We start from the raw sequence: 24,236 nt of genomic DNA on the forward strand, positions 1-24,236 counted from the left end.
CCCTATTTCCCGGCGGACTTCGCGGCCTTGGCGGCGGCCTTCGTCTCCTGCTTGAACGCCCGCACCTTGGTCAGCGACTCCGGCCCGGTGATGTCGGCGACGGAGCGGAAGGAGTCCGCGTCGCCGTACGAGCCGGCCGCCTCGCGCCAGCCCTCGGGCCGCACGCCCAGCTGCTTGCCGAGCAGCGCCAGGAAGATCTGCGCCTTCTGCTTGCCGAAGCCGGGCAGCTCCTGGAGCCGCTTCAGCAGCTCCCGGCCGTCGGTCACGCCCTTCCAGACGAGCTCGGCGTTCCCGTCGTAGTGCTCCACGACGTACTGGCACAGCTGCTGGACGCGCTTGGCCATGGAGCCCGGGTAGCGGTGCACGGCCGGCTTCTCGGACAGCAGCGCGCCGAAGGCCTCCGGGTCCATGACGGCGATGTCGTGCGCGTCCAGGTCCTCGGCGCCGAGCCGGTCCGCGATCGTGCGCGGGCCCTTGAACGCCCACTCCATCGGGACCTGCTGGTCCAGCAGCATCCCGGTGAGCGCGGCGAGCGGGGAGCGCCCGAGGAGTTCGTCGGCCGCGGGGTCCTGGGCGAGGTGAAGAGTGACGTCCATGACCCCGATCATGCCCCGGCGGGAGTCAGAGCTCCACGTGAACGCCGGCGAGCGCCGCGCCGAAGTAGCCCTTGACGCCGTGCACGCTGATGCCGGACGCCTTGCCGCACACGTTCACCGAGCCGTTCAGGACCGGGCCGGAGGCCGAGCCACGGGCGATCCAGACGCAGCCGTCGGAGTTCTCGGTGGGCACGCCGACGACCGTCTCCAGCTTTCCGTCCTTGTTCAGGTCGGTGAGGTGCACGGCGGCGCCGAACTGGTCGCCGGTCTCCACGGAGCCGGGCACGCCCGCCGTGTCCTGGGTGTAGCCGGCCGACCTGGCGGTGGTCAGGCCGCCGGCGGAGCCGCGCAGCAGGACGGCGGAGCCGGCCATCTTGTGCGTGCCGACGGCCTCCCCGGGGACGCCGACCAGGACATCGGCGTATCCGTCGCCGTCGAGGTCGCCGACGGTCAGGGACTGGCCGAACTCGTCGCCGTCCTCCGCGGCGCCGGGCACGCCCGCCGTGTCCTGGTGGTAGACCTGGGGCTTCTGACCGGCGGTGATGCCCTGGGCGCTGCCGTAGAGCACCTGGATCTCCCCGCCGCGGTGGGCCCAGCCGGCCGGGCCGCCGGACATGGAGTCGTCGCTGGAGATGCCGGTGACGAGGTCGCCGTAGCCGTCGCCGTTGATGTCGCCGACCATGCCGGCGTGGCCGTCGGCGTAGGGGAGTTCGGTGGGCCAGTTGGTGGTGCCGGCGTCGTCCACGAGTGCGCCGTTGTCGGCATACACGGATCCGCGCAGGTCGTCGTCGGAGGGGCCCGGAAGCCAGAACCGCTCGGACTTGCCGTCGCCGTTCACATCGCCCATCACCACGCCGCGGGCGTTGACCCGCCACTCGAGATACCGGGAGGCCGCCTGGCCGCCACGGGTGAAGGGACCGCTGTAGGAGGAGGCTTCGCAGCCCGAGCCGACGCCCAGCTCCGGGGCGCCGTCGCCCTCCATGTCGCCCGTGGCAAGGGACAGTCCGAAGCGGCAGTACGTCATGCCCTCGCCGAATCCGCTCGGCGGAGCGATGTTCGTGCCGCCCTTCAGCCCGTCCGGCCCGCCCCAGACGACGGTCACCGAGCCCCGCGAGTAATTGCTTCCGACCGCCTCCTCGGGCGTGCCGACGATCAGGTCCGCGTATCCGTCCCGGTCCAGGTCGGCGCTGGTCACCGCCTGTCCGAAGCGGTCGTATTCCTCGGGGTCCCCGGGGATCCCCGCGCTCGCCTGGGTGATGACCGTGCGCCGGGTCGCGCTCACCGACGACTTCGAGCCGTACAGCACGACGACGGCACCGGCCGCGTCCACACCGCCGTTGGCCGCGTCGGGCGCGCCGACCGCCAGGTCGCGGTATCCGTCGCCGTTGAAGTCGTCCTGCACGGCTGCCGTGTTGGCCCCCTTGTAGGGCGAGGCGGCCGAGGACGCCACCGGGGTCAGCGGGACGGCGACGACGGCGGCGAGCACGGCGGCGGCCGTGACGGCTCTGCGCAACGGGACTCCTCGACACGGAGATACAGGTCTGCGGACGCCCCCTTGGACACACGAGTCACACGAATGGTTGCGCTCAGCCCGCCCGCCAGTACCCCAGCGCGTGCACCCGGTCGCCGGGCACGCCGAGTTCCTTGCGGACGTACGCGGACAGGGTCCGGGTCGTTCGGGTGTCGCAGGTGATCCACACATAGGGGTCGGCGGTGCCCGAAATGATCCCCGGGGAGTTCGGCGCGGACGCGGTCGACCAGTTCCTCGCGGGAGACGTGCCGCAGGTCGTGGCGGGCGGAGTCGGTGCGGAAGGGCAGGTCGTCCTGGCCGCCCTCGAACCAGATCGTCGCCGGGACCGGATCGAAGGCGCCGAGCACGGAGTTGATCGCGGGCAGCGCGGCCGGGTCGCCGACGGCGAGGACGTGCGTGGGCGCGGGCGCCGGCTCCTCGAAACGGGTGCCCTGGACGGTCGCCTCGATGGTGTCGCCGGGCCGGGCCGCCTGTGCCCAGTCGCCGGCGGCTCCCTCGTGCAGGGCGAACTCCAGGGAGAAAGTGCCGGCCGCCGGGTCCGGGTCGACCAGGGTGTACGCCCGCTGGTGCGGCTTTCCGGCGTTGGTGAACCACAGCCGGACCCACATGGCGGGGTGGACGCCGGTCGCGGCGAGCAGACCGCCGTCGGTCAGTCGCAGCCGCCGGTACCGCGGCGTGACGTCCTCGGCCCGCGTGACGGTCAGGGTGAAGTCCTTCGCCCGCATCAGCCGGAGGACCGTGCCCTCCCAGCCCCGACCCTGCGCCATGGCTTCTCCACCCTTCACGTACGATTCTGAGCATCAGTTACTTAGGTGAGGCTAACCTAAAATAGAGAGGGGTCGCAGGTGCCGTCCGAGATCTACCGAGATGCATGGGGCATCCCCCACCTGCGCGCCGGCGGCGTCCGCGAACTGGCCCGTGCCCAGGGCCGCGTCACCGCCCGGGACCGCGCCTGGCAGCTGGAGGTCGAACGGCACCGCGCGCAGGGCACCTCGGCGGCCTTCCTCGGCACCGGGGCGCTGTCCTGGGACCTGTTCGCGAGACGGGCCCGCCTGGACGACACCGCCCGCCGCTGCTTCGCCGCCCTTCAGCGGCAGGACGCGGAGACGGCCGACTGGGTACGGGCGTACGCCGAGGGCGTCAACGAGGAGCTGACGGCCACCGCGGCGCCCGAGTTCGCGGCCGGCCAGGCCCCCGGCCGCTGGGAGCCCTGGACCCCGCTCGGCGTCTGGCTCGCCACGCACATCCTGTTCGCTGGCTTCCCCGCCAAGCTCTGGCGCGAGGAGGCGATACGGCACCTTGGTCCGGCCGCGGTCGGGCTCTTCGCCACGGACGGGCCCTGTTACCGCGGGCAGCAACGGCTGGCTGGTCACGGGGGAGCGGACCACGACCGGCCACGCCGTGATCGCCGGCGACCCGCACCGCTTCATCGAGGACCCCGGCGTCTACCAGCAGATCCACCTCTCCTGCCCCGAGTTCGACGTCGTCGGCCTCGCGGTCCCCGGCGTGCCGGGCATCGCCCACTTCGGCCACACCGGCACGGTCGCCTGGGCCATCACCAACGCCATGGCCGACTACCAGGACCTGTACCGGGAGCGGCTGCGGCGTACGGGCGCGGGCGTGGAGGCGCTCGGACCGGACGGCGAATGGCGCCGTGCCGCCCGGCACGCGGAGACCGTCGAGGTGGCCGGTGAGGACCCGGTCGAGGTCGAGGTGATCGAGACGGACCAGGGGCCGGTGGTGATCGGCGGTCCCGAGGGCCTCGACGAGGGCGTCCCCGGCATGCCTGCGGTCGCGATCAGCCTGCGGTACCCGCCCCGGGTCACCGCGGACCTCGGCTTCGGCGCGCTGCTGCCGCTGCTGCGGGCCCGCCGCGTCGCCGACGTCGACCGGGCGCTCGAGCTGTGGGCCGAGCCGGTCAACGTCGTGCAGGCCGCCGACACGGAGGGCGGGGTGCTGCACCGGGTCGCCGGGCGCGTGCCCGTGCGCTCCGAGGCGAATCGGACCCGGCTCGTGCCCGCCTGGGAGCCCGGGCACGAGTGGGAGGGCTGGGAGCAGACGCCGAGGGCCGAAGTGACCGGCGGTGTCGCCGTGATGGCCAACCAGCGCGGTCTCGCCACCCCGCTCGGTGTCGAGTTCGCCCCGCCGCACCGCGCGGAGCGCATCGCCGGCCTGCTGGCGGAGAAGGACCGCTGGGCGCCCGGCGACATGCCCGGCATCCACATGGACACCCACCTCGCCTCCGCGGGCCCCCTGCTGGACCGTCTGGCGGCCCTGAAGGACCTGTCCCCCGAGGCCGCCGCCCTGCGCGAGCGCCTGCTGCGCTGGGACCGCCGCATGGACGCGGGCAGCGCGGACGCCGCCGGCTACGCCGCGGTGCGTGGCGCGGTCGTACGGCGGCTCGCCGCGCACCCGGCGTTCGCCGCATCGGCCGTGCCGCCCGCCTACCCCGAGGTCTTCCTGCCCTGGCTGGCCCTGCTCCCCCGGATCGGCTACGCGCTCGAACACCTGCTGCGGGCCGTGGAGTTGTACGGAGTCGACCGGACGGAGGCGGTGCGGACGGCCCTGGAGGAGGTGGCCGCCGAGCAGCCCGCCGGCACCTGGGGCGACGTCCACCGCCTCGCCCCCTGGCGGGCGCTCACCACCACCTCGTACGAGGAACCGGGTCTGTCCGGCGACCACGACTGCGTGCTGTGCACCTCCACCGTGCCGGGGCTGACGGAGCTGAGCGCGCGGGGGCCCGCCGCCCGCTACGTGTGGGACCTGGCGCGGCGCGAGGACAGCCGCTGGGTGGTCCCGCTCGGGGCGTCCGGGGTGCCCGGCTCGCCCCACCACCGCGATCAACTCCCCTTGTGGCTCAAGGGGGATCTCGTCCCGGTCGTCACCGACTTCGACCGGCTCAGCAAGGAGTGCGATGTCAGCAGGGAGAGCGATGTCTGACCCGTACGCCGACCGGACCGCGGTCCACGAGCAGCACGTTGACGGCTTCGGCGCCGTCCGCGTCCTGCCCCTCGACGCCCGGGCCGACGCCCCCGTGCTGCACACGTGGGTGAGCGCGGAACGGGCCGTGTTCTGGGGCATGAACGGCCTCGGCCGCGACCAGGTCGAGGAGATCTACGGGCACATGGACACCCTCGACACCCATCACGCCTTCCTGGTCGTCAAGGACGGGGCACCTGCCGCACTGCTGCAGACCTACGAGCCGGAGTCCGATCGGGTCGCCGAGTGCTACGAGGTGCGCGAGGGCGACATAGGCGTCCATCTGCTGATAGCACCCGCGGGGGCGCAGGGTGCGCGCCCCGGCTGGTCGGCGGCGCTGCTGGCCGCCGTAGCCTCCTACGTGCTGACGGTGCTGGACCGGCGCCGGGTGGTGGTCGACCCGGACGTGCGCAACGAGAAGGCGATCGCCCGCTTCCTGCGGCAGGGCTTCGAGGCCGGCCCGGTGGTGGTGCTGCCCGAGATCGACGTCCCGGACGTGTACCTGCCCGAGAAGCACGCCCAACTGGCGTTCCTCCGGCGGGAGGTAGCCTTCCCCGGGTGACGCCCGAAGACCTCGTCGCCCACTACGGACTCGAGCCCCTGCCCCGCGAGGGCGGCCTGTACCGCCAGACGTGGGCGGGCCCCGAGCGCCCCGACGGACGGCCCGAGGGGACGGCGATCGTCGCCCTGCTGACCGCCGCCGACTTCTCCGCCCTGCACCGCCTGCCCACCGACGAGATCTGGCACCACTACCTCGGCGACCCGCTGGAGCTCCTGCTCCTGGCTCCCGGCGGCACGTCCGCCACGGCCGTTCTCGGTCCCGACGTCCTCGGCGGCCAGCACCCGCAGCTCACCGTGCCCGCCGGGACCTGGATGGGCGGACGGGTCGCCGAGGGCGGTGCGTGGACGTTCTTCGGCTGCACCATGGCGCCCGGATTCACCTTCGAGGGCTACGAGCACGGGGACGCGGCCGAGCTCACGGCGCGGTATCCGGACCGGGCCGCCCGCATCCTGGAACTGTCCCGGCCATGAGACTTCTCGACGGACAGGCCGCCCTGGTCACGGGCGCGGGCGGCGGCATCGGACGGGGCATCGCCCTCAGGTTCGCGCAGGAGGGCGCGGCGGTCGCGCTGCACTGCCGTACGGCCCTCGCGCCGGCGCGTGAACTGGCCGCGCGGATCGAGGAGTCGGGCGGCCGGGCCGTCGTCCTGCGAGCCGACCTCACCGACGAGGACGCCTGCCGCCGGGTGGTGGGGGAGGCCGCCGAGTGGGGCGGCGGACTGGACGCGCTGGTCAACAACGCGGGGGTGCGGCCGGTCCGGGAACTGCCGGGGATGACGGCGGCCGAGTGGCGGGCGGTCGTCGACACCAACCTCTCCAGCGTCTTCGCCTGCACGCAGGCCGCAGCCGAGGTCATGCGGGAGCGCGGCGGCAGCGTGACGCACATCGCCTCCGTGGAGGGACGGCAGCCGGCGGCCCTGCACGCGCACTACAGCGCCTCCAAGGCGGCCGTCGTGATGCACGCCCGGGCGGCGGCCCTGGAGTACGGCGGGTCCGGCATCCGCGTCAACACCGTCTCGCCCGGCCTGATCAGGCGCGAAGGGCTGGAGGAGGCCTGGCCGGAGGGAGTGCGGCGGTGGCAGGAGGCGGCCCCGCTCGGGCGGCTCGGGCGGGCGGAGGACGTCGGGAACGCCTGTGTGTTCCTGGCCTCCCGGCTCGCGTCCTGGGTGACCGGGCACGACCTGGTGGTGGACGGCGGGGTGACCGCCCGGCCCACGTGGTGAGCACACGGCGGCCCGTATCCGTACGTATCCGGAAGGCGGCGAATCCGACGACGGAGAAACGCGTGGGGCGTGCGGGTGCGGGTGCGGGTGCGGACGGTGGACGGCGGGGGCGGCGGGAGGTCCGCGGACCCGCCCGGCGCCGGGGAGTTCAAGGGCTGGTGCTGCTGGGCGCCGTGCTGGTCCTGCTCGTCCTTGGCGGGGCGGGGCCCGCGTCGGCCCACGCGGCCCTCAAAGGCACCGACCCCGACGACGGAGCCGTCCTCAGGTCGGCCCCCCGCCACCTCACCCTGACCTTCACCGAGTCCGTCGGCCTGCTCGACGACTCGTTCCGTGTGCTCGACCCGCAGAACCGGCGCGTCCGCATCGGCGCCGCGCAGCACGCGCAGGGGCGTTCCGACACCGCCTCCGTGAGCCTGCCGGCGAAGCTCGCCGAGGGCACGTACGTGGTCGCCTGGCGGGTCGTGTCGGCGGACAGCCACCCGGTGGGCGGCGCGTTCACCTTCTCCGTCGGCAAACCCTCCGCGACGGTCGCCTCGGTGGACACCGGACCGGCCGAGAACCCGGCGACCGCGAGCCTCTACAACATCGCCCGCTATCTGGCCTACCTCGCCGTGGCACTGCTGATCGGCACGGCCGCCTTCGTGGCCCTGTGCCGCCCGGCGGACCGGACGCCGCTGCGCAAGCCCCTGGTCGCGGGCTGGTGGACCCTGGCGGGGACGACCGTGGCGCTGCTGGTGCTGCGCGCCCCGTACGAGAACGGCACGGGCCCCGCGACCGCCTTCGACGCCTCCGCCTTCGCCCGCACCCTCACCGGCCGTCCCGGTCTCGCCCTGCTGGCACGGCTCGCCCTGCTGCTCGCCGCCGCCGTCCTCACCGTTCGATTGCGCAAACGTGAAGCCCCCTGGCGCGCGCTGCTTGCCGCGGGCGCCGTCCTCGCCGTGGCCCTGACCCTGACCTGGGCCGCCGCCGAGCACGCGTCGGCGGGTATCCAGGTGCCTGTGGCGATGGTGTCCTCGGTGCTGCACCTGCTGGCGATGGCGGTCTGGCTGGGCGGCCTGACGGCCCTGCTGGTCCTGCTCCACCGCACCGAGCTGCCCGCGGCCGCCGTGGCCCGCTTCTCCCGTATCGCCTTCGTCTCCGTGACCGTCCTGGTCGTCACCGGCGTCTACCAGTCCTGGCGGGGCCTCGGCTCCTTCGGCGCGCTCACCGGGACGACGTACGGCAGGCTGCTGCTCGCCAAACTGGCGGCCGTGGTGCTGCTCCTGGCGGCCGCGGGACTCTCGCGGCGCTGGACGACGCGGCTGGTGACGGACCGCGCCGAGGCGGCCGTACGGGAGCGGGTGCCCGAGCCGGTGGGCGGGCCGCCGTCTTCCGCCGCGGCGGAACCCGCCGGGCCCTCCGGCCCCGACACCGGCCGCCGCGGTCTGCGCCGCTCCGTCCTCGCGGAAGTCGCCGTCGGCGTCGTGGTCCTGGTGCTCACCACGGTCCTCACCGGCACGCTCCCGGGCCGTGCGGCCGCCGAGGCCGCCGCGCAGCCCGCGACGGCGGGCGGGCTGCCGGTCGCGTCCGTCACGAACGTGCCCTTCGACGTCGGCACCCCGAACGGCCACGGCAAGGTGCAGATCACGCTCGACCCGGGCCGCGTGGGCGACAACAGCGTGCAGGCGGTGGTCTTCGGCCCCGACGGCGGCATCGTCGCCCTCCCCGAGGTCCGCCTCACCCTCAGCCTCCCGGCGCAGAAGATCGGCCCGCTCGACGCCAAGTTGAGGAACCTGGGCGGGTATTGGGGCACCAGCGATCTCACCCTGCCCATCGCGGGCACCTGGACCATGAACGTCACGGTCCGCACGACCGACATCGACCAGGTGACGGTGACCAAGGCCGTGCGTATCCAGTAAGGCACCTTACGTAGCCGTATGTTCGGGTCCTCGAACGCAACGATCGCACGTGTGTCGGTTACGTTTCCACAAAGCTCATGGGCAGCTATTGACCGATGACCGGATATGGGGCTGTTATTACCGCCACGATGTTCGGTCGAGTTGATTTCTGGTCGGTTTCGAATGCTTTCGACATGGCGCAGCCGTGACCGAATCCCTGCCCTCAGGAGCCGTTATGTCAGACCTCTCCCCTTCGGGTCTCCCGCGTTCCAGCCGTGAGCTCCCTTCGCCCAGCCGCCGCAGCCTGCTGCGCGGCGCGGGTGGCGCCGCCCTCCTCGCAGGTGCCGGCATACCCCTGTTGAGCGCCTGCGGCGGCAGTGGCAGCTCATCCGACCCCAAGACCGTCAGCCTCGGCTCCAACGCCTCGGACGCGGTGCCGAAGAAGGCCTTCGCCGAGATCTACACGGCCTTCAAGAAGCAGTCCGGCATCACGGTCGACGTGAACACCAAGGACCACAACACCTTCCAGGAGCAGATCAACTCCTACCTCCAGGGCACGCCGGACGACGTGTTCACCTGGTTCGCCGGCTACCGCATGCAGTTCTTCGCGGCCAAGAAGCTCGCCTCGCCGATCGACGACGTGTGGCAGAAGATCGGGGGCAACTTCCCCGACGCGATGAAGCAGCTCAGCAAGGGCGAGGACGGCAAGTACTACTTCGTGCCGCTGTACACGTACCCGTGGGCGATCTTCTACCGCAAGAGCGTCTTCCAGCAGCACGGCTACGAAGTCCCCACCACCTGGGACAAGTTCGTCGCCCTGTGCAAGCAGATGAAGAAGGACGGCCTGGTCCCGATCGCGTTCGGCGACAAGGACGCCTGGCCGGCGATGGGCACCTTCGACCAGATCAACTTCCGCCTCAACGGCTACGACTTCCACAAGTCCCTGATGGCCGGCAAGGCCTCCTGGACCGACGCCAAGGTCAAGGCCGTCTTCGACCACTGGGCCGAGATCCTGCCGTACCACCAGGACGGCTTCATGGGCCGCACCTGGCAGGACGCCGCGCAGGGCCTGGTGGCGAAGAAGTCCGGCATGTACGTCCTCGGCTCCTTCGTGGCCCAGCAGTTCACCAACAAGGCCGACCTCGACGACCTCGACTTCTTCGCCTTCCCGGAGATCAACTCCGCCTACGGCCAGGAGACCGTCGAGGCACCCACGGACGGCTTCATGGTCAGCAAGGCCCCGAAGAACCACTCGGGCGTCGTCAAGCTCATGGAGTATCTGGGCACGCCGGAGGCCGAGCAGATCTACCTCAAGGCCGACTCCAGCGTGGTGGCGGCCTCCAGCAAGGCCGACACCTCCTCGTACACGCCGCTGCAGAAGAAGGCGTACACGATGATCAGCGGCGCCAAGAACCTCACGCAGTTCATGGACCGCGACTCCCGGCCGGACTTCACCTCCACGGTGATGCAGCCCGGTCTGCAGAAGTTCCTGCAGAACCCGAAGGGCATCGACAGCCTGCTGTCCTCGATCGAGCGTCAGAAGAAGACGATCTTCCCATCGTCGTGAGCGCCCGAATGAGCACCGACACCAACACGAAGAGCCCGGAGGCGGCAGCCGTGCCGCCTCCGGGCCGTGCGCCTGAGAAGCGGGTCGCGCGGGGGCACAAGCGCCTGCTGACCCGCCGCGACCGCATCACGCTCGCCGTCATGGCGGGCGTGCCCACGGTCCTGCACGTGGCCCTCGTCTGGGTCACCGCCCTCGCCTCGATCGCCCTCGCCTTCACCACCTGGGACGGCATCGGCTTCGACTCCATCAAGTGGGTGGGGCTGGACAACTTCAAGCAGCTGTTCACCGACAACCCGCAGTTCTGGCCCGCCGTAGAGCACAACATCATCTGGTTCGTCGTGCTCATCCTGATCCCGACGCCGATGGGCCTGTTCCTCGCCGTCCAGCTGGACAAGAAGATCCGCTTCACCCGCGTCTACCAGACCGCGTTCTTCCTGCCGGTCGTGGTCTCCCTGGCGGTCACCGGCTTCGTCTGGCAGCTCATCTACAACCCCGACACCGGCCTGATCAACAGCATCGTCGGGGCCAACAAGCCCGGCCACTACATCGACTGGATCGGCAACCCGCACCTGAACCTGTGGGCCGTCCTGGTCGCCGCCTCCTGGCGGCACACCGGCTACATGATGATCCTCTACCTGGCCGGCCTGAAGGGCGTCGACCCGTCCCTGCGGGAGGCCTCGGCACTGGACGGCGCGAACGAGTGGCAGACGTTCAAGAACGTCATCTTCCCGACGCTGCGGCCCACCAACACCGTGGTCCTGGTGGTCACCATCATCGAGGCGCTGCGCGCCTTCGACCTGGTCTTCGTCTTCAACAAGGGCGCCCAGGGCACCGAGTTGCTGTCGATCCTGATCACCAACAACATCATCGGCGAGTCCAGCCGGATCGGTTACGGGTCCGCGATCGCCGTCGTCCTGCTGGTCATCTCCCTCGCGGTCATCATCCCGTACCTGATCGCGACCTTCCGGAAGGAGCGGCGCGCATGACCACACCCGCCGCCGCGCTCGGCCGGCAGCGCACCCCGGTCCGCCCGGCCCGCGTGCTGCTGCACGTGTTCCTCGTCGTCACCTCGCTGGCCTGGCTCGCCCCGCTGCTGTGGGCGGTCTTCGCGGCCCTGCGCCCGTACTCGGAGACCAGCACCAAGGGCTACGTCTCCTGGCCGGACAAGCTGAACTTCGACAACTTCAAGAACGCGTTCGAGCAGTCGGACATGATGCACTACTTCGTCAACACGCTGATCATCGCGGTACCGGCCGTGCTGCTCACGCTGCTGTTGTCGTCGATGGTCGCGTTCTACGTCAGCCGCTTCGACTTCCGGCTCAACATCTTCCTGCTGCTGGTGTTCACGGCCGGCAACCTGCTGCCGCAGCAGGTCATCATCACCCCGCTGTACCGGATGTACCTGCTGATCGACCTGCCGGGCGTCACGGCCAGCGGCAAGCTCTACGACTCCGCGCTCGGCCTGGTGCTCATCCATGTGGCGTTCCAGTCCGGCTTCTGCGCCTTCGTGCTGAGCAACTACATGCGCATGCTGCCGGACGAGCTGACCGAGGCGGCCCTGGTCGACGGTGCCTCGGTGTGGCGCATGTACTGGCAGATCGTGCTGCCGCTGTGCAAGCCGGCGATGGCGGCCCTGGCCACCCTGCTCTCCATCTGGATCTACAACGACTTCTTCTGGGCCATCGTCCTGATCTCCACCGGCGAGAACATGCCGATCACCTCGGCCCTGAACAACCTCTCCGGCCAGTACTTCACCGACCCCAACCTGGTCGCCGCCGGCGCCCTGCTCACCGCGATCCCGACCCTGATCGTGTACTTCGTCCTCCAGCGGCAGTTCGTCAGCGGCCTGACCCTGGGGGCCAACAAGGGCTGACGCCGGCGCGGGCCGGCAAGGCAGGACACAGCCAGCACAGCCAGGACGCGGTCGGACTCCACGACCGCGTCCTGCGCTTCCCGGCCGCCCGTCAGGTCTTCTCGCGCAGTGCCTTGTCGATCTGGCCCAGTGCGCCGGTGAGGCGGGCGTAGTCGTCGGCCGCCAGCGGCTTCACGAAGTACTCGTCCACGACCTGGGCGTGGACGGCGGCGGCACGCAGGAACGCCGTGCGTCCCTCTGCGGTCGGCTCCACCAGGGCCACCCGTCGGTCCCCGGGGGACGGAACGCGCCGGACGAGACCGGCCTCCTCCATGCGGTCGATCAGCCGCGTGGTCCCGCTGCTGGTCAGGGTGAGGTCGTCGGCCAGCTGCCGCTGCGAGACCTCCTCGCCGGGCCGGCGGCAGAGCCGTATCAGCACCTCCAGCATGGTGTGGCTCATCCCGCACTCCCGCCGCAGCGCGCCGTCGATGCGCTGTTCCAGCCGGGTCGCGGACTTGATCAGCAGACCGAAGTCCCGCACGAGCGGGCTGTTGGCGGCCCGGACGGCGGCATCGTCGTGGTGCTGGGGAGTGTCGTTCATCGCGGCGACCCTACTTCACCCACTGCCGTCTCAATTGCTGACTAGTCAATTGCTGACCAGTCAATGAAACTCTACGGTGGACGCCACACCCGCGAGGCGAGAGGGAGACGCCATGGATCTGCAGCACTGGCTGGGCCGGGCCACCGAAGCGGTACAGGACTGGGCCGACACCTTCGGCCCCTACCGGCCCCACCCGTCCCTGGAGGTGGACGACGCCCGCTTCGCGTCGGCCTTCGAGGAGTTCACGGAACGGCTCGCGGACAACTACCCCTTCTTCCACCCGCGCTACGCGGGCCAGATGCTCAAGCCGCCGCACCCCGCCGCGGTGGTCGGCCACCTCACGGCGATGCTGATCAACCCCAACAACCACGCCCTGGACGGCGGCCCGGCCACCGCCGCGATGGAACGCGAGGCGGTCGCCCGGCTCGCCGCGATGTTCGGCTACGACACCCACCTCGGCCACCTCACCACCAGCGGCACGATCGCCAACCTCGAGGCGCTCTTCGTCGCCCGCGAGCTCCACCCCGGCCGCGGCGTCGCCCACAGCGCCGACGCCCACTACACCCACGGCCGCATGTGCCACGTCCTGGGCATGAGCAGCCATCCCGTCCGCACCGACGCCCAGGGCCGCATGGACCTCGACGCGCTGGAGGAGGTCCTGCGCGGCGGGCAGGTGGGCACGGTCGTCCTCACCACGGGCACCACCGGGCTGGGCGCCGTCGACGCCGTCCACGAGGCCCTGCCCCTCGCCGAGCGCCACGGCGTCCGCGTCCACATCGACGCCGCCTACGGGGGTTTCTTCACCCTGCTCGCCGGCGTGGAGGGCCCCGAGGGCCTGCCGCCCGAGCCCTGGCGGGCCGTCGCGCGGGCCGACTCGATCGTCGTCGACCCGCACAAGCACGGCCTCCAGCCCTACGGCTGCGGAGCCGTCCTGTTCCGCGACCCCGAGGTGGGCCGCTTCTACCTCCACGACTCGCCGTACACCTACTTCACCTCCACCGAGCTGCACCTCGGCGAGATCAGCCTGGAGTGCTCGCGCGCCGGGGCCTCCGCGGCCGCCCTCTGGCTGACCTTCCGGCTCCTGCCGCCCACCCCCGACGGACTCGGCCGCGTCCTCGCGGCGGGCCGCCGGGCCGCCCTCGACTGGGCGGAACTGATCGAGGCGTCCGACGCCCTGGAGCTCTACCAGCCGCCCCAGCTGGACATCGTCACCTACTTCCCGGCCGTGGACCCCGCGACCCTCACCGGCGTAGACGCGGCCTCCGCCCGCATCCTGGCGGACGGCATGACCGGTCCCGACCCCGTCTTCCTCAGCACCTTCAAGGCGGGCCGCGAGGCGTTCACGGCCCGCCATCCGAAGGTCACCGCGGACGCCGACGCGGCCCGCATCCTGCGCAGCGTCCTCATGAAGCCGGAGTCCGAGGACCACGTGCGGCACCTGCACGACCGCGTCGAGCGGCTGGCCACGTGAAACTGAGACCACGCATGTCGAAGGGCCCCACCGCGAACGGTGGGGCCCTTCGACATCGTGCCCGGTGAGGCACTGGCGGAGGATACGAGATTCGAACTCGTGAGGGGTTGCCCCCAACACGCTTTCCAACTGTCCGCAAAGTAGTACGGGGTCATCCGTAGGGGTTCACGCAGCAGGTCGGGCGCGACGCGTGTACGGAGACGAACAGTGGCGCGCGTCTATGCACTGGACAAAGACCAGGACAACGAGCGGCATGCAGGCAAGGCCGAGCCCGATGGACTTATGGCGGGCCCAGTTCTCCTTCCAGGACCTGCTGCCTTCCGTGTTCTGCCTGATGTTACGGGGAGACACCTGGGGGTGATCGCAGCGTTTCTTGATCGAATATCGCGCGCTGGGGTGCACGTTTCACTTGTACTAGGAGCGAAACCGGACCAGGATTAGGTATGGCTGTCGGATCCTCTGCTTTCGCCGCCCTCGACGAGGCTGGCGCGCACCATTTCCCGTTCGACTGGACGCTCGTGGACGTGGAGACCTCCGGGCTTGATCCAGGGAAGGACCGCGTTCTATCTCTTGCGGTGGTAACCCTGAAGCCGGACGGCAAGCAGGATACGGTCTTTTCGACGCTGTTGAACCCTGGGTGTGACCCCGGGCCAGTGCAGATTCACCGGCTGACCGCTGAGACGCTGCGCGGGGCACCAGTTTTCGAAGACGTCGCGCGCGGCGTCGCGGCACTGCTGCAGGACCGCGTAATGGTGGCTCATAACGCGCACTTTGACTACTCCTTCCTCCTTCACGAGTTCACGCGTGTGGGCTTGACCCTTCCGGTGTCACGGCGGCTCTGCACTATCGCCCTTAACCGGCAGATAGACCCGCCCACGAAAGACTTGAACCTGACCACGCTTGCCGCTCACTACGGGGTACCGCTCAGGCAAACCCATGATGCCCTCGAGGACGCCCTGGTCCTAGCAGAGGTCTTCCGTGGCACATTGAGGGAGGCAGCCAAGCTAGGTCTTCCGCTGCCGCTGATTTCCTGTCCGCCGAAGCAACATTCGCAATATTCGCTAAAGCCACCGAAGGTACCATGTGCTTTCCATAATCCCGGCCGCCTAGAGCCCGGAGGTCCCTTGGTTCAGGGCATGAAGATTGCCATAACCGGTGAGACTGCCACACCGCGCGCCGAACTCATTGCACGCTCGGTTACGGCTGGTCTTAACGTAGTCGCCTCGGTCAGTCGACATACCAGCGCATTGGTTAGCAACGATCCCGTTTCAAGAACGGCCAAAGCAATGCGCGCACTCGCCGAAGGCGTACCAGTCGTCGCAGAGCACGCGTTTCTCACCTTGCTCAGCAAGGTGCAGCGGGGGGCTCCTTATGAGAGGACAGGACCCACTGACGCTGTCGCACCTCCCAAAGCAAACATGTCCACCGCTCCCCGCGCAGGTCCTCTGACGCCGGGCGGGCCGTTGGCCCTGCGTCGCGTACTCGTAATAGGCGGTCCGCACTCCACGGCGAGCGCAGCCCGTGCCCGAGTGGTGGCCCTCGGCGGTTCAACGGCCGTTAATCTCTCGCGCAGCGTCACAGATGTGGTGGTCCTGCACGGTGGGCACGACGACCGCCGTATGCCGCGTATCAGAGAACTAGGCGTGCCCGTGCACGACGAGAGCTGGCTCATCGCGTCGGTAGGCGCACCAGCTGACGCGATAATCAGAGGTCCTTGGACCGAGGCACGGCCACGAATTCCACAAGTTCTTCCGCGGGGCGGCGTAGTCGACCTGCCCATGCAGACGCCCGGGTCGCCTGCTAACGAGTGGCAGGTCAGGGCCGCATGGGCGCCACTTGAGCTGGGTGAGATCGACGTCGTCGCCTTCATCCTCGATGAAGACGAACAGGTTATAGCCGACGAAGACTTTGTTTTCTACGGAGCCCCTAAGCATCCGGCCGGCACCGTTCGCCTCCTCGCCGACGGCCCAGCTGAGCAAACAATTGCCGCGCACCTCGCCTCGCTCCCGCTCGCTGCACGCAAGATTCTCGTGGCGGCGGTCATTGACGGGAATGCCACATTCGGGGATGTCGGGGCGGTTCAGGTCGAGATCATCCCAGGCAACAATGCCGCCCCCCTGGCACGAGCCACTCTTGACGCCGCCACCACGGAACGCACCCTCGTCCTCGCTGAGATATACCGCCGCGCCACGGCCTGGCGAATCCGCGCTGTAGGCCAGGGCTTTGACCACGGACTCGACGTCCTCGCCACCAGTTTCGGCGTGAATGTCAATGGCTCAGCGGACGACTGTTGAGGGGCACTAGTGCGACTCGCCGAGCGGGCTGCAGCAGCCTTCCAAGCACGGGCGCTACATTCCGCGACGCGTCCGAGAGGCTCTACCTCCGTGCCTTGACGGCGGCTGCGGCGTCAGCCAGTTCCGTGGGAAGTGCGGGCCACTTTCCAACTGTCCGCGTGGCAGGTCAGACGGGATAGGCGTACGCCGGTGGACCGTGGCGGGCCTCCAGCGCGCTGGACAAAGACAGGACAACGAGGGGTGCCAGTGCCCGCCTGCGAGGACGCAGGCGGGCACTGTGTCTTCCTGCGGACGAACCCAGAAAAGTTGTGTCAGACGACCGACGGCCAGCGCACTGTGACGACGACAGAGTCTTCTTCCGCCTGCCACGAATGATCGATCCCGGGCCCCCACACCACGTAGTCGCCTTGCTTCTCCAACGTCACGCTACCGACGCTGAGGTCGAGCCGGAACTTGCCGCTCACGAGTAGGAGCATGGCAGTCCGCTGATCATCAGCTACCCAGTCTGGCCGCTGCTCGCCGGCAGGATGGATACCCCACTTCACTTCTAGTGCCCCCGTCTGGCGCACTGCGCTCTTTGTGGGGTCGATGAAGTGCCCCAGAAGCCAACCTCGGTGCTGGTCGGCATCGGCGTTCGCATTGCCCGTATACCAGTTGTCAGCCATGCTCTACGACTCCAATTCGATGGAAGGCATCCGGACACGTTGGCCGCCGATCGTGGCAAGCCGCCGGCATCCTTGGGTGAATGCGAAGAAGCCTTCATTACTCCAGCGCGGGTCGAGCGCCAACGACTCCAGTCCTACAGTATCGAGGCTGGAGTAGCGATGGAGTCCACTTGACTCCCAGTTGGCTCTAACCTGACCCCCGTACTTGACCCACCACTCTTCGTCCTCGATGACGATCAGGCTGGCAAACTCGTAGTTTCCGCTCACGAGGTTGATCCCCACCGCCGTGGATTCCATCCGCCATGCATCGCCGGCTTGCCGGTCCATGAGCCAACGCATTGGATCGGAGAGAAGACTTGGATGCATCGGATCGGCATGGAGCTGATCACTGACGGTAGAGTCCACGTCGGTCCGACCAAAGAGCTCCTCCTCCATCTCCCGCTCAAGCGTTGCGGAAAAGCGGGCGTCCTCGCCGTAATCAGCCATCGGCCCGTGGAACGCTTTGGGGATTACCGCCAAGCGGCGATTTGCGTTGAGCACGCTGCCCGACCGCTCTTGAATCAAGAGGAGGTAGTCGGGGTCATGGCCGCGCCCACGAGGTCGTGCAATCGCAGTTAGCGCCAGCGCTCCCCCTGCGCAAACTCGCCCGGCGAAATCCAAGACCGTTGGCACATCGGGTAGAAGTTCGTCTCGTATCGGCATGTCTAGTGGCTGGCCGGATCCTTGAGCAGCGATTGACCGCATAAGCTCACCCTCCAAGAGGTTGAGCGTCAAGGCGAATTCAACAAAATCGAGGACGCCTACACTGCCAGAAATGATCCCTGGGCGGATATCCAACGAAGTCAAGGTGTAGATCTCGGAGTTGACGATCTGGCTGCCCTTTTCAAGTGATTCAGCCAAGGATCGCGCTGCTTCTTCCGCTACGCTCCGGGTGATCGTCATTCCGCGTTGCGCGTTAGGACGAAACTGAAAGTCGTCCTGCCCGTTGCCTACTGGCTGCACCAGATCGAGCCACGCATCCTGCGTCAGGATGGTCGTTGCATGCTCCTGGCCGGCCACTTGCGCCTTGTACGGACGCCACTGGCCGAACCCCGCCCGGTAGTAGCGACCTGCGGCCTCAGCAGCCTGCTCCCGAGTCACCTGTGCAATTCGGTGAGCCTGCGCTTTCATGGCATTCGAGTCTAAAGCGGCAAGTTCGTCAGCCACTCGCTCTCGTGCGCTACCAGGTGCCCAGTTAAAACTAGATTCGAGCCAGGCCAAGGCGGCTGCGATGTGAGGATCTTCCGCCAGACGTTGCTGTGCAGGTGTTTGACGAGGCGGAATGGCTTGACCGGTACCCGCCGGTCGGCGACTCCCGACTAGTAGCGCAAACCGGGCCTGGGCATCGCCCGCTGCCTGATAAAGAAGCGTATCTAGTGCGCGCTGAATCTCCGCTGTTGGGATCAACTGTGGGTTAGCGCTCCACCCCGCGACAGTCCTGACAGAGGTTCCGAGACGATCAGCGAACCCTTCGTTCGTTTCGCGCAACGCCATTTTTAGTGCGCTTGCGTGCTGGCCGGTCCATGTGTCAACGACGTCCAACGGGTCCCCCTGCTGTCAGTGGTCTGCACTGCGGCTGCACTGCGGCTGCACTCTCGCTTCATGTTGAGTTGCCAAGGCGTGCGATTGACTCTTCCCATGAAGAAACGAAGACCCAATCCCGCAAGACTCAGAGGTCTTTGCCGTAACTCGGACTACCTTCGAGCCGGCTCAGACGTTCTTTTACATCTTCGAGCTCTGTGCGCAACGAAGCAACCTGCTCTTCCAGGTTTCCGCTTTCTTTCGCTGCTGCTGGATTGCTCTCCTCCCTAGGGAGGACGAAGGTTCCTTTGCCGCTCACGGAGACGATCAGTTTCTCCTGCTGTAGCGCTTTGACGGCATCGTGCACTGTGACCTGTGCGGTCTCGTAGTACTTAGCTAGAGACCGGAGTGAAGGAAAATTCTTCTGCTCAAATTCGCCAGCACGAATTCGCTGTCGCAGGTCGTCTGCGATTTGAAGGTGCAGCGGGCTGGGGGCATCTCTGCTGATCGGCACCCAGCCACCGTACCAAGGTCACGACAACCGCACTAGGGCGCATCAGTGGCAGGGCTTGACGGGGTATCGGCCCGATGTCACAGTGAAGCGCATCAGGGCGCACTAGGGCGCCATGGACGGTCCGGAGGAAAGCCCAACAGGGGTGAGTACGAGGGAAGCCGCAGTTGCTTGAGAACTCAACAGAGTGCGGACCCAGCCACCTGCACACGGGTGGTCGATGGGTCTTTGAGGGAGTCCCGTCCCACCTCTGCAAGAGGGCGGGCGTGCACGGGTTTCGCCCCGTGCGCGGTACAGCGCAATCGCCTCGATGGTCGCAGGCCGGGTTCGACTCCCGGCCGGGGCGCTGCGGTCGCCTCCTTTGACCGCGCAACCGGCACCACCGAGGGATTCGCCTTCAACGGTGCGAGCCCCCGGAGAGGCAACTCCGGGGGCTCTGTTCGGGCCGCACCTACTGTTAGGGAGAACACGACCCATGAACACCATCGTCACAGTTCAGGACGCTGTTACCGCCTTCGAGCCATGGATGGAGCCCACGGATGCGGAGTTGGATGCCATCGAGCGGGAGATGCCCGCGATCCTCGCGGACGTCGACCTGATCGACGCGCAGATCGTCACCTTGGACCGCACGTCGACCGAGCTGGACGCCCGCCGCATCCGCCGGGCGCACCGCCGGGTACTGGCCGCGCGACGCGCCCTGGCCAACCCCTCCGGTTCTGGGGAGGTGGCGTGATGGGGCGCCGCTTCAAGGACATGTCGACGCCGGAGCAGCAGTACGCGGCTCGTCAGGCCCCGGCACTGCGTCGGATGGCTCACTCCGCGGAGCAAGAGGCGGAGCGGCAGCAGATGACGGCCGATGTGTACGGGCGCCGGGACCGCGACTACTCCGACCCCGCCAAGGCGCGCGCGGAGCGTGAGGCGGATCGGCTTCGCCAGCGGGGCCGGAGCCTGCGGGCCACGGCGAAGCGTGCCGAGTCCGAGGCCGCGCCGAAGAAGCGGGGGTGGTTCCGGTGATCCGGTTCGTCACCCCGACCCGTATCGAACGGCTGGAGCACCACGCCCGCAGCGCCCGCGAGCATGCCCGGCAGACCAGCGCGGACGCGAACGAGGCGTTCGGCGAGCACGTGCGGGAGCTGTACGCGGCCACCGACCGCGCGGAGCGGGCCGAGGCAACCGCCTCGGAGGTGGGCGAGTTCCTTGCCGGCGCGGTGGCGGAACTGTCCGTTGCGCAGCAAGAGCTGTTGCTCAAGGACATCGAGATCCGCCGCTTGCGCGAGGAACTGCAGGACGTACAGCAGGCGGGCCGGTCGCTGTTTTTGCTCATGCACTACGGCGAGCCGCACACCATCTACTCCTCCCGCGCGGCTGCCTACGCCGATACCGCCACGCACGGGGCGCCGGCCGATGGCTGGGTGCCCTCGGATGAACGCCCCGCCCGTGAGATCACGTGGCGCGTTGAGGTGTTCATCCGGGACGGTTCCGCGAGCGGCTTCCGTCGGGCGTTTCAGCCCGCGCCGGAGCCGGTCGGGAGTGCGGCGTGAACGGTGTTCAGACGCGTTCAGCAGAGCGCGCCCTGTCCGGCGGCACGTGGCTGATCGTGTGCGGGGCGATGCTCTACTCGATCCTCACCGTCACGCCGCTGATGGCCGCGCACACCGCCAACAAGTGGGACTGGACCGCCCCGATCCTGCCGCTGGTGGTCGATGCCGCGGTGGTCATCGTGGTCAAGCTCGATGACGTCCTGGCCCGCCTCGGAGGGCACGGCGGACGCTGGCCCATCACCCTGCGGTGGATGACCGGTCTGATGACCTTGGCGCTCAACACGGCCGACTCCGCGCTGAAGAACGACCTGGTGGGCGTGGCTGTCCATGCGGTGGCGCCGCTGCTTTTGATCGTCACGGCGGAGACCAGCCTGGCCTACCGGCGGGCCATCGCCCGCGCCGTCACGGCCCTGGAAGCCGAGCAGAAGGCGGAGCGGGAGCGGCGCGAGCAGGCGGCCCGCGAGCGGGCCGACAAGACCCGTGCGGAGGCTCGTGAGGAGCGCGAGCACGCCGCGCAGCTCGTGCGTGAACAGCGCGAGCACGAGGCGGCATTGGCCCGTGAGCAAGCCGAGCGGGAAGAGCGGCAGCGGCGCGAGGAGCGCGAGTTTCAGGCGGCCCGCGCGGCAGCGGAGCGGGCCGAGCGTGAACGCCGTGAACGCGAGCGTGAACAGCGTGAACACGAGCGTGAACAGCGTGAACACGAGGCCGAAATCCGTGAACGCCAGGGCCGCGACCGGGCCGAACAAGAGCGCCGTGCGCTCGCGGAGCAGGTCGAGCGTGAACAGCGTGAGCGCGCAGAACGGGTGCAGCGTGAACGCGCCGCGCTGCTGGAGCGCGGTCCTGCCGCGAGCAAGCTGCCGGAGGACGATGCACGCCGCACCGTGGCCGCCGCGTACGAAGCCGGCCTGTCCGTGCGTCAGGCGGCCGAGCTGTGCGGCTGGTCGGTCGGCTGGGTCTCCCACCGCTACGCCGACCACCGCGACCCCGCCCCGGGCGCGCGCACTGAACTTGCCATCGCGGGCCAGTGATGACCACCGCACCCACCAGCGGCTCGCTGCCCGTTTACCCGTGGCGGCTCGCGCCGGAGGGGCTTGCCACGGTCCGGCAGTTGCGGGCGCGCGGTCTGCGGCCCGGCGGGCAGGAGGTCCCCGCGCAGGTCGAGCGCCCGCGGCGCCGTCGCGGCCCGCTGGTCGCCTACCTCTACGCCGTCGACAAGGCCGAGCCCGTGCGGCTGATGACGCCCGCGAAATGGGCGGCTCTGGCCAAGGCCAACACCGCGCGGCGCACCTGCCCCGAATGCCGGCGCGATGCCGGATACGTCATCCCCGCGACGCTCGGCATGTGCGTGACCTGCGCCTACCCCGAGGAACAGTGCGCCGCCTGAACACCCCACCCAAGCCAAGGGAGTTCGAGTGAACACCACCCGTCGCCGCGCCCTGATCGTGGGCGCCGTCGCCGCCAGCGCGAGCCTGGCCGTTCTGATCGGTGTGCGGCTGTCCGGCTACGGCGTGCCCGTCACGTTGCTGCTGGCCTGCTGCCTGTCCTGCGTGGCCACCTTCTCCAGCCTGTTCTTCCACGTGATCGGCGCCTGGTCCACGACCACCCACCGGTGCGCGCGGCCCGGCTGCGCCTTCCGCGTGAGCCTCACCGGCACGGACGCCGCGGAAAGCAGGCGCTGGCAGGAGATCGCCGCCCACCACCCGCACCGCAACCTCTGATCAGCGCCAACGTCCCTGATTCGGCAGGCCCGGCCAATCGCCTCCTACAGCACCGGCCGGGCCCTACTCCACAGAGGAGTGCTCACAGCATGACGGAACTCAGCACTGAGCCGGTAGCCGTCGAGGCTGCCCCGACCACACCACCGCCGCCAGACACCCCGCCCGCCAAGGCCAAAGACGTCGCCGAAATGGAGCACACGCCCGGCGGGTGGCCGATCGTTCCGCTCGCTCTGTCCGGGGCGAACGGCACGGTTGGTGCGGTCGCCGCCGCCTCCCTGGCCGGTGGCCCGATCGCCGCGGCCGTGGCCGCTACCGGCATGGTCGTACTCGGCACGGTCGCCGCCACCCGCAACCGCAAGCCCAATGCCCGCCGGGAGGCGCGCCGGGCCGCGGCCCGCGCCGCCGGCCGATCCGCCGCCCGCAGCGCGGGACTGCGCAGCATGGGCTCAGCCAACCGCGCGAGCTCCGGGGGCCGGTCGGCTGGCTTGCGGGCCAGTGGTCGCTCCGGTGGCCGGGCGGGCAAGGAGCCCGGCCAGCGCCGCCGCAGCACCGGCACCGCCGCGACTAGCGCAAAGAAGCTCGGCAAGGCTGGCCACGGTGCGTCCAAGCACGCGGCCGGCAGCGCGTCCAAGCACACCGCGGGCAGCGCGGCGCGCGGCGGGAAGGCTGCGGGCCGGGTCGGGCAGGTCAAGGCGCTGCGCTCCGCGCAGAAGGCTGCGGCCGGGTCGCGGGCCGGCCAGCGGGCGCAGACCACCAGCGCCCGGCGGGCGGTCGCCGACGCGCGCCGCAACGCCAAAGCCGCCGCGGGCAGCGCCCGTTTGGGCAAGCGCGCCGGTCTGGCGGGCCGCCTAATGGGCGGCGCCGTCCGCAAGGCGCGCGCGGCGCGGGATGCGGCGATCGCCAAGCAGCGCACCCGGCGGGACGCCAAGAACGGCGGCACCGTGGCCGCGCAGCGCGCCAACGTCCGCAAGGCCCCGGCCCGCAAGGCGGCACGTCAGGCGCTGCGGAAGTCTGCGGCCCGCTTCCACGGGCGGCGCCTGCTCGCCGCGCTGCTGGCGCTGCCGGTCGGTCTGCTGGGCGTGGTGTCCACCTGGATCGGCCGCAAGCTCCACATCCCCGCCCTCATGCATCCCGGCCGGCGCCTGTACCGGCGGATGGTGCAGACCGCCGGTGACCAGCGCGCGGCACGCGATGAGGACGCCCGCAAGAGCCTGCGCGAGCAGGAGGCCGCCGCCGATGCGGAGGCCGCACAGGACGGCACGGACGGCCTGGGCGAGCAGGTCGAGCGTCCGGCCGTCGACACCCCCACCAGCACGATCCCCGAGGTCAGTGAAGGAGCGCACGTGTCCGGATTCCGGTTCGAAGAGGCCGCCGAAGAGATGGAGCAGGCCGCCAACCAGTACGACCCCGAAAACGCCATGGAGATCCTCGCCATGGTCGAGGGCCTGCCCGCCGCCCTGACGTCGGTGGCGAATGTGATGAAGACCCTCGCGGAGCGCTCCGACAGTGAGTTCCCGCTGGAAAAGGAGGTCGCGGACGGGTTCAACGACATCTTCGGCGCCCTGATGAGCGCCGTCGCGGTCGCGGAGGACATGGGCCCGCTGTTCCGCCAGGCACACGAGCAGGACATCGCCCGCCACGAGGACCCCCGCAACGGCACCGAGGCCGAGAAGGGCTGGAACGTCTGAG

General features: G+C 69.5%; 22 protein-coding genes and 2 pseudogenes. 17 read left to right on the forward strand and 7 right to left on the reverse strand.

The features are described from left to right. Nucleotides 1-2: 2 nt before the first annotated feature. The 3 genes and pseudogenes from ACGFYN_RS16475 to ACGFYN_RS16485 form a co-directional block, all read right to left on the reverse strand. On the reverse strand, nt 3-596 hold the full coding sequence (locus ACGFYN_RS16475) for an HhH-GPD-type base excision DNA repair protein (RefSeq protein ID WP_393866508.1): 594 nt from the start codon (nt 594-596) through the stop codon (nt 3-5). A 25-nt stretch (nt 597-621) separates the two neighbouring features. Then, entirely contained in the window at nt 622-2,109 is a 1,488-nt protein-coding gene (locus ACGFYN_RS16480) for a hypothetical protein (protein ID WP_393866509.1), read from the reverse strand. Between the two features lie 73 nt (nt 2,110-2,182). Then, nucleotides 2,183-2,894: pseudogene (locus ACGFYN_RS16485) on the reverse strand (siderophore-interacting protein). Nucleotides 2,895-2,972: 78 nt separating this feature from the next. Here ACGFYN_RS16485 and ACGFYN_RS16490 point away from each other — a divergent pair. The 8 genes and pseudogenes from ACGFYN_RS16490 to ACGFYN_RS16525 all read left to right on the forward strand — a co-directional run bounded on the left by ACGFYN_RS16490 (nt 2,973) and on the right by ACGFYN_RS16525 (nt 12,207). Then, a pseudogene (locus tag ACGFYN_RS16490) lies at nt 2,973-5,067 on the forward strand (penicillin acylase family protein). After that, nucleotides 5,060-5,668: a GNAT family N-acetyltransferase gene (locus ACGFYN_RS16495; protein WP_393866510.1), complete on the forward strand. Its 609-nt coding sequence runs from the start codon at nt 5,060-5,062 to the stop codon at nt 5,666-5,668. The pseudogene ACGFYN_RS16490 and the gene ACGFYN_RS16495 overlap by 8 nt, the downstream one beginning before the upstream one ends. Then, on the forward strand, nt 5,665-6,138 hold the full coding sequence (locus tag ACGFYN_RS16500; RefSeq protein WP_393866511.1) for a cupin domain-containing protein: 474 nt from the start codon (nt 5,665-5,667) through the stop codon (nt 6,136-6,138). The genes ACGFYN_RS16495 and ACGFYN_RS16500 overlap by 4 nt, the downstream gene beginning before the upstream one ends. Then, nucleotides 6,135-6,890, forward strand: coding sequence for an SDR family NAD(P)-dependent oxidoreductase (locus ACGFYN_RS16505; RefSeq protein WP_393866512.1), 756 nt, complete (start codon nt 6,135-6,137; stop codon nt 6,888-6,890). Before ACGFYN_RS16500 ends, ACGFYN_RS16505 begins: the two co-directional genes overlap by 4 nt. Nucleotides 6,891-7,048: 158 nt before the next feature. Beyond that, nucleotides 7,049-8,788, forward strand: coding sequence for a copper resistance CopC/CopD family protein (locus ACGFYN_RS16510; RefSeq protein WP_393866585.1), 1,740 nt, complete (start codon nt 7,049-7,051; stop codon nt 8,786-8,788). A 214-nt stretch (nt 8,789-9,002) separates the two neighbouring features. Then, nucleotides 9,003-10,334, forward strand: a complete 1,332-nt coding sequence (locus ACGFYN_RS16515; protein ID WP_393866513.1) for an ABC transporter substrate-binding protein — start codon at nt 9,003-9,005, stop codon at nt 10,332-10,334. 8 nt (nt 10,335-10,342) lie between these two features. Next, a complete protein-coding gene (locus ACGFYN_RS16520; protein ID WP_393866514.1) occupies nt 10,343-11,320 on the forward strand; it encodes a carbohydrate ABC transporter permease in 978 nt (325 codons plus the stop codon). Further along, the gene (locus ACGFYN_RS16525; protein WP_393866515.1) at nt 11,317-12,207 is read left to right on the forward strand and encodes a carbohydrate ABC transporter permease; all 891 of its coding nucleotides are present in this window, start codon (nt 11,317-11,319) and stop codon (nt 12,205-12,207) included. Before ACGFYN_RS16520 ends, ACGFYN_RS16525 begins: the two co-directional genes overlap by 4 nt. A gap of 91 nt (nt 12,208-12,298) precedes the next feature. Here ACGFYN_RS16525 and ACGFYN_RS16530 read toward each other — a convergent pair whose 3' ends face one another. Beyond that, a complete protein-coding gene (locus tag ACGFYN_RS16530) occupies nt 12,299-12,787 on the reverse strand; it encodes a MarR family winged helix-turn-helix transcriptional regulator (protein ID WP_393866516.1) in 489 nt (162 codons plus the stop codon). A gap of 112 nt (nt 12,788-12,899) precedes the next feature. On the opposite strand from ACGFYN_RS16530, the gene ACGFYN_RS16535 reads away from it, so the two are divergent. Together ACGFYN_RS16535 and ACGFYN_RS16540 are read left to right on the forward strand one after the other, a co-directional pair. Next, complete coding sequence (locus tag ACGFYN_RS16535) at nt 12,900-14,258, forward strand: pyridoxal phosphate-dependent decarboxylase family protein (protein ID WP_393866517.1); 1,359 nt, start codon at nt 12,900-12,902, stop codon at nt 14,256-14,258. A gap of 443 nt (nt 14,259-14,701) precedes the next feature. Then, nucleotides 14,702-16,552: a TerD family protein gene (locus tag ACGFYN_RS16540; protein ID WP_393866518.1), complete on the forward strand. Its 1,851-nt coding sequence runs from the start codon at nt 14,702-14,704 to the stop codon at nt 16,550-16,552. Nucleotides 16,553-16,863: 311 nt separating this feature from the next. Here the strand turns inward: ACGFYN_RS16540 and ACGFYN_RS16545 are convergent, their stop codons facing one another. The 3 genes from ACGFYN_RS16545 to ACGFYN_RS16555 all read right to left on the reverse strand — a co-directional run bounded on the left by ACGFYN_RS16545 (nt 16,864) and on the right by ACGFYN_RS16555 (nt 19,291). Continuing rightward, a complete protein-coding gene (locus ACGFYN_RS16545; RefSeq protein ID WP_393866519.1) occupies nt 16,864-17,217 on the reverse strand; it encodes a signal peptidase I in 354 nt (117 codons plus the stop codon). Between the two features lie 3 nt (nt 17,218-17,220). After that, complete coding sequence (locus ACGFYN_RS16550) at nt 17,221-18,477, reverse strand: hypothetical protein (protein ID WP_393866520.1); 1,257 nt, start codon at nt 18,475-18,477, stop codon at nt 17,221-17,223. Between the two features lie 448 nt (nt 18,478-18,925). Beyond that, nucleotides 18,926-19,291: a GntR family transcriptional regulator gene (locus tag ACGFYN_RS16555; RefSeq protein WP_393866521.1), complete on the reverse strand. Its 366-nt coding sequence runs from the start codon at nt 19,289-19,291 to the stop codon at nt 18,926-18,928. Between the two features lie 472 nt (nt 19,292-19,763). On the opposite strand from ACGFYN_RS16555, the gene ACGFYN_RS16560 reads away from it, so the two are divergent. The 7 genes from ACGFYN_RS16560 to ACGFYN_RS16590 all read left to right on the forward strand — a co-directional run bounded on the left by ACGFYN_RS16560 (nt 19,764) and on the right by ACGFYN_RS16590 (nt 24,235). After that, nucleotides 19,764-20,021: a DUF6284 family protein gene (locus ACGFYN_RS16560; RefSeq protein WP_393866522.1), complete on the forward strand. Its 258-nt coding sequence runs from the start codon at nt 19,764-19,766 to the stop codon at nt 20,019-20,021. After that, nucleotides 20,021-20,302, forward strand: a complete 282-nt coding sequence (locus ACGFYN_RS16565; RefSeq protein ID WP_393866523.1) for a hypothetical protein — start codon at nt 20,021-20,023, stop codon at nt 20,300-20,302. Before ACGFYN_RS16560 ends, ACGFYN_RS16565 begins: the two co-directional genes overlap by 1 nt. Further along, nucleotides 20,290-20,829, forward strand: coding sequence for a hypothetical protein (locus ACGFYN_RS16570; protein WP_393866524.1), 540 nt, complete (start codon nt 20,290-20,292; stop codon nt 20,827-20,829). The genes ACGFYN_RS16565 and ACGFYN_RS16570 overlap by 13 nt, the downstream gene beginning before the upstream one ends. Next, the gene (locus ACGFYN_RS16575) at nt 20,826-21,857 is read left to right on the forward strand and encodes a DUF2637 domain-containing protein (protein ID WP_393866525.1); all 1,032 of its coding nucleotides are present in this window, start codon (nt 20,826-20,828) and stop codon (nt 21,855-21,857) included. The genes ACGFYN_RS16570 and ACGFYN_RS16575 overlap by 4 nt, the downstream gene beginning before the upstream one ends. Continuing rightward, entirely contained in the window at nt 21,857-22,213 is a 357-nt protein-coding gene (locus ACGFYN_RS16580) for an RRQRL motif-containing zinc-binding protein (protein WP_393866526.1), read from the forward strand. Before ACGFYN_RS16575 ends, ACGFYN_RS16580 begins: the two co-directional genes overlap by 1 nt. A gap of 28 nt (nt 22,214-22,241) precedes the next feature. Next, on the forward strand, nt 22,242-22,547 hold the full coding sequence (locus tag ACGFYN_RS16585; RefSeq protein WP_393866527.1) for a hypothetical protein: 306 nt from the start codon (nt 22,242-22,244) through the stop codon (nt 22,545-22,547). Nucleotides 22,548-22,636: 89 nt separating this feature from the next. After that, nucleotides 22,637-24,235 carry a hypothetical protein gene (locus tag ACGFYN_RS16590; protein ID WP_393866528.1) on the forward strand — a complete coding sequence of 533 codons (1,599 nt, stop codon included), beginning with the start codon at nt 22,637-22,639 and terminating at the stop codon, nt 24,233-24,235. Nucleotide 24,236: the final 1 nt, after the last annotated feature.

Origin of the sequence: Streptomyces sp. NPDC048419, from assembly GCF_043200415.1 — a bacterium.
Classification (GTDB): Bacteria; Actinomycetota; Actinomycetes; order Streptomycetales; family Streptomycetaceae; genus Streptomyces.